This is a genomic window from Peptococcus simiae, from assembly GCF_046097595.1.
GTDB lineage: Bacteria > Bacillota > Peptococcia > Peptococcales > Peptococcaceae > Peptococcus > Peptococcus simiae.
Map to the genome: position 1 here is coordinate 1 of NZ_JBJUVG010000020.1, position 15,517 is coordinate 15,517.

The 15,517-nt window shown below is 53.3% G+C and carries 15 protein-coding genes; 3 read left to right on the top strand and 12 right to left on the bottom strand.

What is annotated here, in order from left to right; all coding sequences use genetic code 11:
• Window positions 1-63: 63 nt before the first annotated feature.
• Window positions 64-651 carry a hypothetical protein gene (locus ACKQTC_RS08900; RefSeq protein WP_408978089.1) on the bottom strand — a complete coding sequence of 196 codons (588 nt, stop codon included), beginning with the start codon at window positions 649-651 and terminating at the stop codon, window positions 64-66.
• 216 nt (window positions 652-867) lie between these two features.
• Between ACKQTC_RS08900 and ACKQTC_RS08905 the strand changes: the two genes are divergently transcribed.
• Window positions 868-2,040 carry an MFS transporter gene (locus ACKQTC_RS08905; protein ID WP_408978090.1) on the top strand — a complete coding sequence of 391 codons (1,173 nt, stop codon included), beginning with the start codon at window positions 868-870 and terminating at the stop codon, window positions 2,038-2,040.
• A 61-nt stretch (window positions 2,041-2,101) separates the two neighbouring features.
• Here the strand turns inward: ACKQTC_RS08905 and ACKQTC_RS08910 are convergent, their stop codons facing one another.
• From ACKQTC_RS08910 to ACKQTC_RS08920, 3 genes are read right to left on the bottom strand one after another with little or no spacing between them, the layout of a single operon-like run.
• Complete coding sequence (locus ACKQTC_RS08910) at window positions 2,102-2,722, bottom strand: HD domain-containing protein (RefSeq protein ID WP_408978091.1); 621 nt, start codon at window positions 2,720-2,722, stop codon at window positions 2,102-2,104.
• Window positions 2,723-2,778: 56 nt separating this feature from the next.
• Window positions 2,779-3,516, bottom strand: coding sequence for an acyl-ACP thioesterase domain-containing protein (locus ACKQTC_RS08915; protein WP_408978092.1), 738 nt, complete (start codon window positions 3,514-3,516; stop codon window positions 2,779-2,781).
• 15 nt (window positions 3,517-3,531) lie between these two features.
• Window positions 3,532-4,422, bottom strand: a complete 891-nt coding sequence (locus ACKQTC_RS08920; protein WP_408978093.1) for a YitT family protein — start codon at window positions 4,420-4,422, stop codon at window positions 3,532-3,534.
• A gap of 132 nt (window positions 4,423-4,554) precedes the next feature.
• Between ACKQTC_RS08920 and ACKQTC_RS08925 the strand changes: the two genes are divergently transcribed.
• The gene (locus ACKQTC_RS08925; RefSeq protein ID WP_408978094.1) at window positions 4,555-5,478 is read left to right on the top strand and encodes a DMT family transporter; all 924 of its coding nucleotides are present in this window, start codon (window positions 4,555-4,557) and stop codon (window positions 5,476-5,478) included.
• Between the two features lie 105 nt (window positions 5,479-5,583).
• On the opposite strand, the gene ACKQTC_RS08930 is transcribed toward ACKQTC_RS08925, so the two are convergent.
• From ACKQTC_RS08930 to ACKQTC_RS08965, 8 genes are all read right to left on the bottom strand, one after another.
• Window positions 5,584-5,997: an OsmC family protein gene (locus tag ACKQTC_RS08930; RefSeq protein WP_408978095.1), complete on the bottom strand. Its 414-nt coding sequence runs from the start codon at window positions 5,995-5,997 to the stop codon at window positions 5,584-5,586.
• Between the two features lie 144 nt (window positions 5,998-6,141).
• Entirely contained in the window at window positions 6,142-6,972 is an 831-nt protein-coding gene (locus ACKQTC_RS08935) for a hypothetical protein (RefSeq protein WP_408978096.1), read from the bottom strand.
• Between the two features lie 75 nt (window positions 6,973-7,047).
• Window positions 7,048-8,256 carry a [FeFe] hydrogenase H-cluster maturation GTPase HydF gene (gene hydF, locus ACKQTC_RS08940; protein ID WP_408978097.1) on the bottom strand — a complete coding sequence of 403 codons (1,209 nt, stop codon included), beginning with the start codon at window positions 8,254-8,256 and terminating at the stop codon, window positions 7,048-7,050.
• Window positions 8,257-8,267: 11 nt separating this feature from the next.
• On the bottom strand, window positions 8,268-9,686 hold the full coding sequence (gene hydG, locus ACKQTC_RS08945) for a [FeFe] hydrogenase H-cluster radical SAM maturase HydG (protein WP_408978103.1): 1,419 nt from the start codon (window positions 9,684-9,686) through the stop codon (window positions 8,268-8,270).
• A 138-nt stretch (window positions 9,687-9,824) separates the two neighbouring features.
• On the bottom strand, window positions 9,825-10,880 hold the full coding sequence (hydE, locus tag ACKQTC_RS08950) for a [FeFe] hydrogenase H-cluster radical SAM maturase HydE (protein WP_408978098.1): 1,056 nt from the start codon (window positions 10,878-10,880) through the stop codon (window positions 9,825-9,827).
• On the bottom strand, window positions 10,870-11,136 hold the full coding sequence (locus ACKQTC_RS08955) for a TM1266 family iron-only hydrogenase system putative regulator (protein ID WP_408978099.1): 267 nt from the start codon (window positions 11,134-11,136) through the stop codon (window positions 10,870-10,872). Before ACKQTC_RS08955 ends, hydE begins: the two co-directional genes overlap by 11 nt.
• Window positions 11,137-11,187: 51 nt before the next feature.
• A complete protein-coding gene (locus ACKQTC_RS08960) occupies window positions 11,188-12,534 on the bottom strand; it encodes an MFS transporter (RefSeq protein ID WP_408978100.1) in 1,347 nt (448 codons plus the stop codon).
• Between the two features lie 70 nt (window positions 12,535-12,604).
• Complete coding sequence (locus ACKQTC_RS08965) at window positions 12,605-14,065, bottom strand: Sau3AI family type II restriction endonuclease (RefSeq protein WP_408978101.1); 1,461 nt, start codon at window positions 14,063-14,065, stop codon at window positions 12,605-12,607.
• Window positions 14,066-14,183: 118 nt separating this feature from the next.
• On the opposite strand from ACKQTC_RS08965, the gene dcm reads away from it, so the two are divergent.
• Window positions 14,184-15,491, top strand: coding sequence for a DNA (cytosine-5-)-methyltransferase (gene dcm / locus ACKQTC_RS08970; RefSeq protein WP_408978102.1), 1,308 nt, complete (start codon window positions 14,184-14,186; stop codon window positions 15,489-15,491).
• Window positions 15,492-15,517 lie beyond the last annotated feature (26 nt).

Here is a 15,517-nt window from a genome sequence, read left to right on the forward strand (position 1 = left end):
TTCTGCCATTGCGTGCCTCTTTTCTTTTTATAGCTGTCTGCCGGCCCTTATAGCCGGGGCCCTTTACTGCATGCAGATATCTATCAGGTAGGGCTGGATCTTTGCCCGAAATTCATCTACGGTCACATACACCTTGCCTTCACTGTAAATCACTTGTATGGGAATATCCTTCTGTCCCTGGCCATCGGGAACGGAAAGAACCCTATGTTCCTTCTGGTCATCCGGGCCAAACCCATAGCGGTGGGTACCACGCCGGTAGCGATAATAAATACCTGTGATGTCTACCCCCTTAAAGAAGGGTTCGGCGCTGACTTCATTGTCCGCATCCCGGGTTTTTTCCCGTACATAGACAAAGGTCGGCTGGTTGATATTAATCCCGGTTGGATAATTTCCCCCAGGTATAATCATAGAGGGATACTTGTCCACATCGTAAAAGAGGACCTCCATATTGGTCACTGAAGCCAGGTCTCTCAGTTGCACATAGGTGTGACCCTGGTACAAAATAGAATGATTAAGGGTCACCGGCAACCCGTTCACATAAACACTATGGGGTGAGGGGATAATCCCAGAAGCCTGGACCGGGCCCAGGGGCAGAGCCGTCAGCAGAAGGGCAGCAAGGGTCAATCCGGCAATTGCTTTTTTCCTAAGCATGTTTTTTTCCTCCTTCATTATCAAGACCATGATCTCTATCAATCCCGGGCCTCTCGATTCAGGGATTGATAGAATGTATATATCTATTATACCCCCCGATAATTTTCGCAATAGTTAGTCTAGGTCTATGGCTAGGCTAAGTGAAAATGTATGCCCAAATCAGGAAGGCATATGGTATACTGAAAGCCATGTGTTTTTTAGATGAGGAGGCCTTTCATGAAAGCGAGTTCACAACGTTTTTTAGTGGTTACACTGATATCTTTTATTTTATTTACAGCCAATTACACCCAGTACCAGCTATCCCCCATTGCCAATGATATCATGGCCCTCTTAGATATTGACACCCAGGCCTTTACGGCGGCTTTTACGGCGCCGATGATTCCGGCAGTTGTCTTTAGTCTGGTCAGCGGGCTCCTGGTGGACCGGTTTGGGGTCCGGCTCATTTTGGGGATGGCCGTCACCCTCATGGCCATCGGGACAGTGGCCAGGATGGCAGGGGATACTTACAGCATCTTTTTCTGGGCCATGCTCTTTTCCGGCTTTGGGCCGGCCTTTATCAATGCCAATGCAGCCAAGATTTTCGGGGCTCATTTTTCGCCGAGCCGGGCCCACCGGATGATGGGCTTAGCCATGGCCCTGGGCTGCCTAGGGATGACGGTGGGCATGGCGACCACCGCCCTCCTGCCCTCTATCCGGACAGCCTATTGGATTGCCGGTATTTTAGCAGTTATCGCCGTTCCGGCCTGGTGGCTCCTCATTGCACCGACGGCGGTGGTGGAAGAGCCGGACGGGCTCTCTCTGAAAAGGAGCCTCCAGGCGGTTATCCGCCACCGGGGGGTCTGGGTCACCGGCCTGGCCCTCTGCTTTATCATGGGGGCGGCCCTCTTAATTAATGCCACCATGCCCACCGCCCTGGCAACCAAGGGCTTTTCACCGGCGACAGCCGGCTTTTATAGCGCTATGATCAGCGTCGGGGCCATTGTTGGGAGCTTTTCCACCCCCTATATTGCCGGCTGGTTGGGCGGCTTGCGCCGGGCCATTGTGTTGATTGTGGCCCTAGGGGCCCTGGCCCTGGCCTTTGCCTGGCAGCTGCCGGCCGGGATCTTGCTGGCCGCGGGACTCTTCCTCTGCGGCTTTACCACCAGTGGGATTTTCCCTCTCTTACTAGCCATCCCCCTCAGTCTCAAAGGGGTTGGCATGCAGTTTGCCGGTACGGCCGGGGGACTCATTGCCAGCCTCCAGCTCCTGGGGGCGGTCCTTATTCCGGGACATATCATCCTCCCCCTAACGGGCAATGCGCCGGGACCGGCCTTCTTAGCGGCCGGAGCCTGCATGGCCTTGGCCGTCCTGGCGATGGCCTTCCTGCCGGCCCTGGAAGAAGGGGCTTAGGCAACTTTTAGCTGAACAAGCAAAAAACTGGCTGCTATCTTGCGATAGTAGCCAGTTTTTTTTAGCCTTCTTTGATTTCCGGCAGCCGGTAGCCCGGGGCCCACCGGGCCACTTCGGCCCGCAGCCGGTCTTCATCGGCCTTCATAGCTTCCAGGGTCCGGGCCTGGAGGTCGGCCAAGTCCCAGCCCAGCTGGTCGGCACCCCGGCGGATGATGTCGCGGTTGCAACCGGCGGCAAAGTGTTTATCCTTAAATTTTTTCTTAACGCTTTTAACCTCCATGTCCTGGAGGGTCCCGGAGGGCCGCAGGAGCAAGCCGGCCCAGATGATCCCGCTTAACTCGTCCATGGCAAAGAGGACCTTCTCCATTTCATGTTCAGGGGCCACCTCTGAGCAAATCCCATAGCCATGTGACATGACCGCATGGACCAGGGGTGCTTCGGCACCGATAGAGGCCAAAAGCCGCGGGGCATGCTGGAGGTGTTCTTCCGGGTAAGTCCCGAAGTCGACATCATGGAGCAGGCCGGCCATGGCCCAAAAGTCCTTGTCCTCTCCGTAGCCGAGGGCCTCGGCCATATAGTCCATGATCCCTTCCACCGTTAGGGCGTGGACCATATGAAAGGGGTCCGGGTTGTATTCTTTGAGTAGGGCGATGGCGTCCTCTCTTTTAACAGCTGTTTCCATATAATCTCCTCCTCTTGTTCCTGTATTATAACAGCGCCCGGACCAGCTGACAAGTCCTAAGCAAGGGCTGGCCGGGTCTGGATAAGGGACCGGATGCAGGGGTCGCCATCGACCTTTTGCCCCAGGACCTCATAGCTGCTGCCATCCCGGCGGACATAAAAGTGGAGCTTTTCATGGAGGCGGACTTCCTTGAGCCAGCTGATCTGAAAGCCGGTCATCTCGCCCGGCCGGGGAAAGGCCCGCCAGAGGGCATCCTGAACCCAGTTGATATAGCAAATATGGTTGACATGCCGGTTCATATCCAGGTGGGAGAAGTCCGCCGTGAAATCGCCAGCCGGAGCAAAGGCATCGGTCAGGCGAAAGCGGACCCGCATGGCCGGCCGAGGACCGGCCAAGGCGGGGAGGATGGCCCTTAAATCAGCCGGGTAGTCCCTGGTCCGGACCGGCCGCCGGCTCCGGGCCTCTACCAGGAGCCAGGCAATCCGGCCAGTGACGCAGGGGCCCCGGCCATCCCTCAAGCTGTAGTCCCTATAAATATGGAGCTGGTCATTGCCCAGGCAGTGGGTGGCTCCGGTAAGGGGGCTGGCCAGGGCCGGTAGCCGAGTCATTGCCAGGGATAAGTCGGTCATCATCCAGGTCCAGGGGAGGGCCAGCCGGTCCAAGATGTCTTGGGCGGCCTGCTGGTCCGGGGCCTGGGCCGCCGTCTTGGCAAAAAAGCGTAAAATGCCTGCCAGGGACAGGTGGCCGGTATAGTCCACATTAAAGTCATCTAAAAGCCAGGTTTGTTCGTCCAATCGCTTCGCCGCCTCCTAGGAAAATAAGTGACTTTGGAAGTGCCCATTGACGGTGACCTGGTCCCAGGCCACCATAAAGGAATTGGGGTCCTTTTCCCGGAGGTAGCGCCGCAGGATTGGCATTTCATACTTGCTGACCACCGAGAAAATAATATAGGTATCGGTACCGGAGTAGGCCCCAATCCCCCGCCAGAAGGTTGCCCCTCTTTGCAGGACATTGTTGATATAGACCCAGTGCTCCGGCTGCTTGGTAATGACCAGGACACTCACCTTGATGTTTTGCAGGTAAACCTTTTCATAAACAAAGGTGGTAATCAGGGTGTAGATAACCGAGTAGGCCACCGTTTCAAAGGGGTAAACAAAGGCACAGTAGACAAAGACCAGGGCGCTCAAGATAAGGGACAGGGTCCCGACGCTGATGTTGGGGTTCTTCATGGCTGCGTAAACGCCTAGAATATCCACCCCGCCGGAAGACCCTCCGTAGCGGAGGATCAGGCCACAACCGAAGCCGCTAATAATCCCCCCGATAACGGACAGGGTCAAGGGGTCATCCAAGAGGGGGGCTGCCGGAATGGGAATCCAGGAAAAGGCGGCCATTTCCGCAATAATGGTAATGATGGTCTTAACAAAGAAAATCCGGTTCATATACTTATAAGCCATGAACAAAAGGGGGATATTGATGATGAAGACCACGTAACCGGTCATATTCATCTGGATCCCCAAGAGCTGGGATGACAGGGTATTTCCAATCTGGGCAATACCGGTGACCCCACCCATGTAGAGGTGGATGGGACCGACAAAAATATTCAGGCCAATCCCATATAAAACCGCCCCAAAAATACATAATAAGTAGCGACTGGCCGGCTCAAACCGTTGAGCCCTGGACCTAAGTGCAAAACCCTTCATATACGCCTCCTTGAACTGCCGGCAGCTCCAGTAACCCGGCCGAAAAAAACACGCCGGGCCGGGCCAAATACCAGGTCTAGCCCCTTGAATGACCGGTTCTTCATATGATAGTATGGTTTTTAGGTGATGACAATGACTAAAGAAAAAAACCGTCGCTTAGGGACCTTTCTGGTCCTCTTTGCGGCCATCTGCTGGGGCTTTTCAGGCACCTGCAGCGAATTCCTTTTTAAAACGCGGGATGTCTCCAGTGAGTGGCTGACCGCCTTCCGGATGCTGACCGCAGGCGGCATCTTACTCTCCATTTGCTGGATCCAGTTTTTCCGGGGCAAGGCCGCCCACCCTCTGACCATCTTAAAGGACAGCTATGATTTAAAACGGCTGCTTATCTTTGCCATCTTTGGCCTCATGAGTGTCCAGTACACCTACCTGGTGGCCATCAGCCTGACCAATAGCGGAACAGCGACGGTCCTACAGTATTCAGCCCCTATTTTTATCCTGGGCTGGTCCTGCCTAACCTATAAGCGCTGGCCCTATCCCTTTGAGGCCATTTCCATCATCTGTGTGATCCTTGGTGTCTTCCTGCTGGCCACCCACGGCCACCCCTCCAACCTGGTCCTCTCTATGGCTGGCCTGGTCTGGGGGCTGAGCTCGGCCTTCGCCCTGGCCCTTTATACTATTCTACCACGGGGAATCCTGGGCCGCCATGGGTCCTTAACAGTCACCGGCTGGGGGATGTTCATCGGCGGCCTGGTCTTCTTCCTCTTCACCCGCCCCTGGGGCGAGGCCATTAGCTGGGACGGGGGAATGGTCTTTGGCCTGGTCGGCCTGGTCCTCATTGGGACGGTCATGAGTTTCAGCCTCTTCTTATACGGGGTCAACCTCATCGGGCCGGTCCGGGCCTCCATTCTGGCCTGTGTAGAACCGGTCTCTGCAGCCCTTTTCTCCCACTTTTGGATGGGGACCCGGTTCACCCCTATGGATATTGTGGGCTTTGTCATTATCATTGCGGCGGTCCTCATCTTAACCCGCCCGACGCCGGCCGACCGGGCCAAGTAAGCCCACCAGCAAATAAAAAAAGCTCAACGATTCACACCAAGCCAAAAGCCGGAACCTTATGTCCGGCTTTTCTTAGTGCTGGATGTTGAGCTTTTTTAGTGGATCTTATTCAATCACATTTTCTAAAATCGCGCCACCCTTGAACATCTTGGTATAAGGGCTGGTGGTTTGCGCCTTTTCGAGGAAGTCTTTGATTTCTTCTTTGGTCAGTTGAGGGGCATTTACCTTGCATTCGCAGCGGACCCGCATGGTGCCTTCATAGTTGGGGTCATCTTCCAGGTAAACAGTAACGATGAACTTCACTTCGCTTTCCTTGCCGGCTTCTTCCATGTGGTAGAGGAAGGCGCCGTTGTAACAGGAAGCCAGGGCAGCTGCAAAGAGTTGTTCCGGGTTGGTGGACCCGGGGTTCATCTTCCCGTCTTCATTGGGTTGTTCCAGCTTAAAGGTATTGTCAATAGCGACGGACTCACCGACACGGCCACCAACGTTGGTAAATTGGGTTTCATAATGAACGGACATGGTATTTCCTCCTCGAATGTCTTGAGCTTTACTTTCCTTTTCTATATACCCTTTTTTATAGGGGCTAATCAAAAAACACCCTTTTCTGAACCTTGTCCAAGAAAAAAACGCACCCGGCCGGGTGCGTTTTTTGTATAGGCGGCTTTAGTCACGGCGGCGTAGGAGGGCCAGACCGCTACCGGCCAAGAGGAGGCCGACAGGAACCGCTAAGCCAAGCTGACCGGTCTTGGGCACGCTCTTACTGCTGCTGGAGCTGGTCTTGGAAGTGGATGAAGGACTGGAGGTCCTGCCGGTGGTGCTTTTAGCGGTGTTGCTCTTATTGGTCGTATTGTTGGTCTTTTGGTCCTTGTTATCCTTGTTGTCTTTATTATCTTTGTTATCTTTTTGGTCTTTGGGGTCTTTTTCCGTGGGCTTAGCGGCCTCTCCCGGTTTAGCGGGGTCAGCCGGCTTGGCTGCCGGATCGGTAGCTTGGCCTTCACCCGGTTTGGCCGGGTCTTGTCCCGGTTTCGCTACAAGGGCAGCTGCTGTTATCGGAGCGGTTTCAGCCAACATCCGGTCCTTGCCGGTGGCATCCAGGGTCACCCGGATGGCCGGAGAGTTATCACCAACGGTGGCCAGGGCTACGACCTGGTAGGAAAAGTAGCTGCCGTCGACGTCCTGCCGGGGCAGGTTGAGCCAGGCCTTGGTATCATTGGCCTTGACCTTGACCGGTTCAGCGACATTGGTCCACTTGCCATCTGCCTTGGCCCGGCGTAAAAGCAGCTGGTCGTCTGTTTTGGCATGGGCGATAACGGAGACCTGGCTGGCTTCAGACCCCTTTTGCAGGGTCAGGTAGAAGCTGGGCTGCTCAATGCGGGCGGTATCGGTGCTTTTGGCCGGGGTTTCCGGAGCTGGGAGGGCTGCAAATGCCGCTGCCGGACCAACGGAGGCACAAAAGGCCAGGGTCAGGCCCGCTGCGAGGATTTTCTTATACATGGTGTCGCCTTCTTTCAAGGTAAAATTTAAGTAAGCCGAGACTACATCTAGGATAGTTTTAGTATATTGGACTGGTTAAGGCTTGTCAATAGGCGCTTCCAGCCGGCTCCCATCCGGCAGGGTAACCTGGGAGAGGATGCCGGTCAGGCCGGCAATGGCCATGCCGTAATTGGTGATGGGGACCCCGGCCGCCTGGCAGGCGGCAATCCGGGCCAGGACATAGGACCGGGTGAACATACAGGCCCCACAGTGGATAACCAGGTCATAGGGGCTGAGGTCGCTGGGGAAGTCGTCCCCGCCGACAATATCCAGGTGGACCCCCTCCCCTAATTTTTTCCGCAGGAGCCGGGGCAGCTTGACCCGGCCAATATCTTCGGAGGTCGGGGTATGGCTGCAGGCCTCTGCAATGAGGATCCGGGCCGGGGCCGGCTGGGCCAGGAGCCGCTGGGCCCCTTGGGCAAAGACGTCCGCCCGGCCCTTATAGCTGGCAAAGAGGACGCTAAAGGAGGTCAGGACGGTCTCCGCCGGGCAGAGAGCCGCCACCTGGGCAAAGGCCTGGCTATCAGTAATCATCAGGTCCGGCGGGGCCTGGAGGGCCGCCAGGGCGGCCGGCAGGGTTTCGGGCGTGCTGCAGATGGGCAGGGCGGCCCGGTCCAAGAGTTCGCGAATGGTCTGGACCTGGGGCAGGATGAGCCGGCCCTTGGGCGCGGCCTGGTCCTGGGGCATGACCAGGACCACCCGATCGCCGGCTCGGACCAGGTCACCGGTAATATAGATGGCCTCTTCGGTCGGCAGGAGGGCCCGGACGGCCTGGCGCAACTGGTCCAGTCCTTGGCCGGTCTGGCCGCTGACCAGGATGACCGCTTCCCCTATTTGTTCCGACAAGGCCGCTGCCAGGGTGGCCCGGCCGGGCTTATCCCCCTGGGAGAGGACAGGCAGGGCCGGGCCTTGCGCCCGGAGAGCCTGCCAGCGGGCCAGTTCTTCTGTATCGCCAGTGGCAAAAACCAGGATGGCCAGGGACAGGCCCTTGGCCAGGGCCTCGGTCTTAGCCACCCGGAGGGCACCCAGGTCACCGGTATCGTCAAAGCCGGCGGTATCAATGAGGGTCACCGGGCCGACGCCCGGCCATTCGGTATTGACCCGGTGGGCGTCGGTGGTAGTGCCGGGTTGGTCGCTGACGATGCCGGCGGCCTGGCCCAGGAGGGCATTAAAGAGGCTGGTTTTACCGGCATTCCGCCGGCCGACCAGGCCAATGGTGGGCCGGTCGCCGCGGGGGGTATCCATGAGCCCGGCCATCAGAAACGGAAGTCCCTTTTGCCGGCGTCAATATCATGGATGTGGTCCGCTGTTATCCGGCGGACTTCTTCGTTATCAATGTGTTGTAACTGGTCGTCAATGACCCGCTCACCGACGGCCTTAGTGGCCTCGGAGGCGTAGTCATCCAGGTATTCTCTCAGGGTCATGAGGGCATTGGGCAGGCAGCAGTTTTGGATCTGCCCGCTCTTGCACAGGGCCATAAAGCGATCACCGGTCCGGCCGGCCCGGTAGCAGGCCGTACAGAAGGAGGGCACATAGCCCAAGTCCATGAGCCAGTGGACCACCTCATCCAGGGTCCGGGTGTCATTGACGTCAAACTGGGCGCTGTTGTCTTCCGGCTTTTCTTCTTCCGCATAACCGCCAACGCTGGTCCGGGACCCGCCGCTGATCTGGCTGATCCCCACTTCCAGGCAGCGACGGCGGATGTCCTGGCTTTCCCGGGTACTCATGATCATCCCCGTATAGGGTACAGCAATCCGCAGGGCCGCCACCAACTGGACAAAGCGGTCATCGGTCAGGCTGTTGTCAAAGCTGGTGGGGTCGATGTCATCGGCCGGCCGGACCCGGGGGACCGAGATGGTATGGGGGCCTACGCCAAAGACCGCCTCCAGATGTTCAGCGTGCATGAGCTGGCCGACAAATTCATAGCGGTAGCTTTCCAGGCCATACAGGACGCCCAGGCCCACGTCATCAATGCCGGCCTCCATGGCCCGGTCATGGGCCTCGGTATGCCACTTGTAGTTGTGCTTGGGCCCGGTCGGGTGGAGGGCTTCGTAGTTCTCTTTATGGTAGGTTTCCTGGAAGAGGACATAGGTGCCGATGTCAGCGGCCTTGAGCCGCTTGAAGTCCTCAACGGACAGGGCGGCAATATTGACATTGACCCGGCGGATGGCCCCATTCTTATGCTTGGTATTATAAATGGTATGAATGCAGTCGATGATATAGTCCAGGGGGTTGTTTACCGGGTCCTCACCGGCTTCAATGGCCAGACGTTTGTGGCCCATATCCTGGAGGGCGATGACCTCTTTGGCCACCTCTTCCTGGGTCAGTTTTTTCCGGTGGATGGTCTTGTTCGGTGCATGGTAGGGGCAGTAAAGGCAGCCGTTGACGCAGTAATTGGATAGGTAAAGGGGCGCCATCATAACAATCCGGTCCCCATAGAAGTCCCGCTTGATTTCCTTGGCCAGGGCCATGATGGCCTCTACCTTTTCCGGAATGTTGCAGTCCAGCAAGAGGAGGGCCTCCCGGTGGTTGAGCCCCTTCCGCAGACGGGCCTTCTCCAGGGTTGCATCGATAAGGGCTTCGTCGTCCCGATGGGCATCGGCCCAGGCCAGGCAGTCCAGAATTTCCGCGTGGTTGATGAAGGCTTCCGCCTCTTTAGAGGCGACATCGTACACCACTTGTTTTGTCATTTGAATTACTCCTCTCTTTTGAGTCAGCCTTGGCTTTCTCATCAGATCCTCTGTATGCTTGCTTGTATATCCATTTGTCTTGGTCGTCATAAAATAGGCCTCACCCCTGAATAAGATTCCTTGCTAAAAATCAGGGTGGTTCCCGGCCTGAACGGCAATCCGGTAACCGACCGTCGCCAATTCAGCGGCCAGGGCCTGGACATTTTCCGCCGCCTCTGTGCCAGAGGACCGCTTGCCGTCGTAGAGGCTGTAGTCCTTCCGGACCGAGGGCGGCGATAGGTTGGGCATGATCACGTTACAGCCCGCAGCGATACCGGCCAGGTGGCCCCGGGGGTCCAAGGTGGCCAGGGCCGTCGTGGCCGGTAGGAGCACCTTGGGCAGGAGCAGGCGGACCAGGGCCAGGATAACCAGGGTTTCGGTAACCCCGCCAGCCGGCTGGTCGGCAAAGGGGGTGGCATGGTGGGGGATAAAGGGCCCCAGACCCACCATTTGGGGCTGGAAGTCCTGGATAAATAAAAAGTCCTGGACCAACTGGCTGGTCCCCTGGCCGGGCGACCCGACCATCATCCCGCAGCCGGCCTGGAAGCCCAGGGCCTGGAGGTCCGCTAGGGCCTCCAGCCGCCGGGCCAGGGACATCTCGTCCGGGTGGAGCCGGCTATAGTGGGCCGGGTCAGCGGTTTCATGCCGGAGCAGGTAGCGCCGGGCCCCGGCTGCGTAAAGCCTGGCATAGCTTTCCCGGGACCTTTCCCCCAGGGATAGGGTCAGGACACAATCGGGAAAGCGGTGCCTAATAGCCTGAATGAATGGCACCAAGCGGTTATCCGTCCAGTAGGGGTCTTCACCCCCCTGGAGGACAAAGGTCCGAAAGCCGGCCTGGTAGCCAGCCTCACAGGCCTCCAGCACCTGATCCTCGCTGAGCCGGTAGCGGCTGACCTCCCGGTTGTCCCGGCGGATACCGCAGTAGTAGCAATTGTTCTGGCAGATATTGGTCAGTTCAATGAGGCCCCGGATGTAAACGGTCTTGCCGTAGGTGGCCTGGGCCCTTGCCTGGGCCAGGGGGGCCAGGGCCTCCAAAAAAGCCGGCTGGGTCCGGGCCGCCAGCAGGACAGCCCAGTCCTCCGCCGATAGGCGCCCTGCTCGGACCAACCTTTCCAGGCAGGCCGCTTCCCTAGGCCCCATGACAGACCTGCCCCTTATCTGCATAACAAACCTTGGCCTTGATTCCCTCCAGGGCACCAATCTTACCGGACAAGGCGCTGATCTCAGCCTGGGGAGCATCCATGGCGATGGCGATAATATTGATGTCCTTGGCCCGGTAGGGCAGGCCCATCCGCCCGATGATCCAGTCACTGTAGCGGTGCAGGAGCCTGTTTAAAAGCTCCACCTGGGCCTTGTCATGGACTATGATACTGACAATAGCTACCCGTGTCTCCATTCCTTCCCCTCCTAATATCTCTATCCTTCCACTGCTTTCCCTGAATAAGGGTTAGACCGCATGCCGCCGCCTGGCCAGGGCCCATAGGGCCAGCAAGAGCAGGCCGGCAACCATCATCATATCCAGCAGGCCCGCAAACATGCCCCGGGTCATATCCCCATGGACCATGACTGCCAGGGCCACACTGGAGCCAATGGCTCCTAAGTAACGGGATGACTGCAAGAGGCCTATGGCCATCCCCGTATAGTCCCCCGGCGTATGCCGCATGAGTGCCAGCTGGACGGTAACATTTAAGGCCCCATAGGCCAGGCCGGAAAAGGCCATGAGGGCGATGATCACCCCCAGGCCATGGCCCAGGAAAAAGACCTTGAACAAGACCCCGGTCAGGGCCAGGACCAGGACCCCAAAGGCCAGGGCCCTTTCATAGCCCACCCGGTCCGCATACCGGCCAACCGGCGGCCCTACTAGCATGGATACCCCGGCACAGGAAAGCATGATGAGCCCACTCTTCCCCGCAGAAAAGCCCATAACCGTCTGAAGATACAAGGGCAAGCCGAAGAAAATAATATAGTAGTAGACATTGACCAGGAGGTTCATTACCAGGCTCAGGCCAATCATGGGGTAGCGGCGAAAGAGGCCCAGGTCAATAAAGGGCTTGGCCGTCCGCCGCTCCCGACGCCAAAAAAAGACCAGAGCTGCAAGCCCTGTCAGTAAAATCCACCATTGGCCTCCATCCTTTAAGGTGAGGATAAAGCCCACCAGGCAGAGCACCGTCATGGTGAAGAAAAAGACCCCAGGCAAGTCCACCTCTTTCAGGAGCCGCCGGTCGAGCCGGAGAGCCGTTTCATCGGCCGGATAAAACCGCCAGCAAAGAAAAAGCGCCAGGAGAATCACCGGAATATTCACCAGGAAAATCCCCTGCCAGCTCCACCAGGCAATGGCCAGGCCGCCAATTGAGGGGCCCAGCGCCGCCATGGCCGCATTTACCGTAGCCATGAGGGCGACCATCTCCCCCTTCTCTTGCTCATAGACCCGGTTGACCGTTGCATTGGCACAGGGAAAGAGGGGGCTGGTCCCCAGGCTCTGGATAATCCGCATGACCAGGAGAAAGACAAAGGTCGGTGCCCAGGCCCCACCCAGGGCCGCCAGCAGGGCCAGGCTCAGCCCAAAAAGAAAGAGCCGCTTATGGCCGGCCATATCCCCCAGCCGGCCCATCAGGGGCTGGCCAACCATGCTGGCCAGGTAAAAGGCAGTGACCAGCCAGGTCACCGTCGCCAGAGGCAGGGCAAAATCCTGCTGGATACTGTACAGGGCCAGGGCAATCATCGAGCTATTCAAGGGGTTGAGCATAACGCCCAGACTTAACCCCGTTACTACCGGTATATTCCTTCTTTTCATAGCGCCTCCTAATGCCCCCATTGTAGCACGCCCCCGGGCACAAAAAAAGGCCGCAGCTGCGGCTAAAAAATTATACGTTGATTATTTTTTCAATATACCCTTTATTTAACCAGGAAGTTTGTCTCGTCATATAATCCCCATTGGGTAACTCATCCCCATCTTTTTCAATATTACCCTTGGCAAATGATAAATTCCGGATTAAATAGGCCGATTTTGCAGCCCGCGGTCTTAAGTGAAAAATACGTGTATCCTTTGCCTTTGGCAAACTATTACGAATCGTATTTCCCGATATCTTAAACTTAACACCTTCAATAACTTCCTTCTGGTTAGCTAGCCATTCCTTTTTTAAGTCCCCCTCTAAATCTGATACAGGCATATGCCAAAACATGGCCCTTTCCAATACATATTCATCCTGATTTTTTTTGAAAATAATAAACAAGAATTTGTGACTGGAAAAGTATTCGTAGGTTTTGGAATCCTCCCAATCTACTGCAGCGAATTTTTTAAATTCAATATTAAAGAAAGACATGCTTTCTTTAATTTTATTATTTGCTTCAACGCGAATGGTTTTTACAACCGTATTTGATTTAACAAATTCCTCGGCTTGACTTGAGGTGATTCCCAGCATTCGCATTGCAATGATGCTAAAGTTATTTTTAGCTTTTGAGTTGGATATGTTAAATTCATTAATAAGTTCTTGTTCCGTAAAGCCCTTATATTTTTGTATGCGTCCTAATACAATATTTTCAAATTCCTGTTGAGATTGAACATTCTCAACTATGGCTTGATAAGTTTCAATATCTCCGATAACGTACTTATTCAAAAACAGTGTCATATAGCCTTGTTTGAGAGAAAAAGCTCGACGTTTAGCCTCTACACTTGGATTGTAATACTGAGGCTGTAGACTCTTTTCTGCAGTCATCCCTTTGGTACAGGCACCAAGATACATTGTATCGCCTTCAGATAACTCATGAGCCTTACCTTGCTTAATTTTATTAATAATAATTTCATAGTCGTCTTTAATTATCTCTAAATCCTTAGAAAAAGCTTCGCTAAATAAGCTAAATAAATATATGTAGTTTATTTTATAGTCAACTCGTTGTTGATTAGACTGATATTCATAAAAAATAAATAAAACAAGTGCTAGCTTTTCTGCAACATGAGAGGCTTCAAAATTTAAAGGCACGGGCTTATTATAAGGAATCATCCCTATCACTAGCCGCTCTTTTGCACTATAACTTCCATTTTTATTACGCTTATACGGTGTTACCTTCAATTCTACCCCAGCATCTTGAAAGTCTGGTAAGGGACTACTATTTGGCTCAATACCAAAATAAAATTCTTCTATTAGGTTTCCTAAGCCACCTTTTGCTCTAACATTATTAAAGTATTCCATTCGATTTAAAGCATATGCCACATCATCAGTATTCTCTTGAATAACATCCGTAAATTTTTTACCTTTTAAGCTCTTGGCATAATCATATATGGATTCCGGGCTCGTTGAATCATAATTACTTTTTGATTTTTCCATTATACGCCTCACTCTTCACTAATTTATTCTTGAATAATAAGAACCTTGATCTTTTAGTTTATTTATAGTATAATATTCAGCAGAGAATATATGTTCTTAATGTATAAGGAGTCAATACATGAAAATATTTTCGATGTTTGACGGGGTTGGTGGATTTATCCTAGGTCTAAATAACGCTGACCCCGATTTCTATAAAACAAGTTATTCAAATCAATTTGAGCCTTCTCGAAAATCTCAAGATGCCTATGAGGTGGGTGTTTATCGTTTCCCTGATATGGAGCACTTACCAAGTGACGTAGCCCAAATTCCTGATGATAAGTTTTTAGAAATGAAAAACGCAGGCGTCTCAATGATTGTCGGTGGATTTCCTTGCCAGGATTATTCTGTGGCACGTAGTAAAAAAAATGAACTGGGTATTGAGGGAAAAAAAGGTGTTTTATTTTGGGAAATAATTCGTGCTACCGAGATTATTAAACCCAAATATCTGATTCTAGAAAACGTTGATCGATTGCTTAAAGCACCGTCAAAACAAAGAGGACGCGATTTTGCAGTCATGCTTGCTGCGTTTAATCAGCTAGGGTATTCTGTCGAATGGAGAGTCATCAATGCCGCTGATTATGGCCGTGCACAACGTAGACGTCGCGTATTCTTTTTTATTTACCATAATACCACTCCATGGGCAAATAGGATTGAACAATCTTATGAAAAAAATACTCAGTTAAGTTTGTTCGATGAAAAAGAATTTTCTACGTATAAGAATTATATTTTTAAAGAAGGCTTATTTGCCAGACAATTCCCTGTAGAGAACGATATCGTAAAAAACCAAAAAAAATTCGTTCAGCTTGATAGAGATATAAAACAAGTATCTGATAACTATCAAGCAGGAAAAATGTGGAACTCCGGGATTATGCGCCATGGCTATGTATATAGTGCAGAAACTAGGGCTATAGAATCTGAAAAAAAGTTAACCTTAGGTGATATCCTACAAGATGAATCCGTTATTCCAGAAAAATATTATCTCTCTAAAGAGCAGATTATGAAGTTTAAATATTTAAGAGGCCCCAAGAAAATCGAACGACAATCAGAGTCTGGCCATACATATACTTTTTCAGAAGGTGGAATGAGCGAGTATGACAGTCTTGATTTACCTGGACGAACTATGTTGACTTCTGAAGGTACAACCAACCGATCAACGCATTTACTAAAAATCAACGGAAGATATAGGTTCTTAACCCCTATTGAAGCCGAACGTTTACAAGATTTTCCTGATGACTGGACGAAATATAAACAACTAGATGATGGCAAAATCTCCCAAGTATCCGATCGAATGCGGTATTTCTTCATGGGAAATGCTCTAGTAACTACTATAGTCACTAGAATCGGATTAGAGTTGAAAAAAATAATTCTAGAAAATGATGAATTATAAATTAAATAAAAGGTTCTCTTACATTT

Coding starts and splice junctions, on each gene's coding strand:
- ACKQTC_RS08900 (WP_408978089.1), bottom strand. CDS start 651: ATGCTTAGGAAAAAAGCAATTGCCGGATTGACCCTTGCTGCCCTTCTG.
- ACKQTC_RS08905 (WP_408978090.1), top strand. CDS start 868: ATGAAAGCGAGTTCACAACGTTTTTTAGTGGTTACACTGATATCTTTT.
- ACKQTC_RS08910 (WP_408978091.1), bottom strand. CDS start 2,722: ATGGAAACAGCTGTTAAAAGAGAGGACGCCATCGCCCTACTCAAAGAA.
- ACKQTC_RS08920 (WP_408978093.1), bottom strand. CDS start 4,422: ATGAAGGGTTTTGCACTTAGGTCCAGGGCTCAACGGTTTGAGCCGGCC.
- ACKQTC_RS08925 (WP_408978094.1), top strand. CDS start 4,555: ATGACTAAAGAAAAAAACCGTCGCTTAGGGACCTTTCTGGTCCTCTTT.
- ACKQTC_RS08930 (WP_408978095.1), bottom strand. CDS start 5,997: ATGTCCGTTCATTATGAAACCCAATTTACCAACGTTGGTGGCCGTGTC.
- ACKQTC_RS08935 (WP_408978096.1), bottom strand. CDS start 6,972: ATGTATAAGAAAATCCTCGCAGCGGGCCTGACCCTGGCCTTTTGTGCC.
- hydF (WP_408978097.1), bottom strand. CDS start 8,256: ATGGATACCCCCCGCGGCGACCGGCCCACCATTGGCCTGGTCGGCCGG.
- hydE (WP_408978098.1), bottom strand. CDS start 10,880: ATGGGGCCTAGGGAAGCGGCCTGCCTGGAAAGGTTGGTCCGAGCAGGG.
- ACKQTC_RS08955 (WP_408978099.1), bottom strand. CDS start 11,136: ATGGAGACACGGGTAGCTATTGTCAGTATCATAGTCCATGACAAGGCC.
- ACKQTC_RS08960 (WP_408978100.1), bottom strand. CDS start 12,534: ATGAAAAGAAGGAATATACCGGTAGTAACGGGGTTAAGTCTGGGCGTT.
- ACKQTC_RS08965 (WP_408978101.1), bottom strand. CDS start 14,065: ATGGAAAAATCAAAAAGTAATTATGATTCAACGAGCCCGGAATCCATA.
- dcm (WP_408978102.1), top strand. CDS start 14,184: ATGAAAATATTTTCGATGTTTGACGGGGTTGGTGGATTTATCCTAGGT.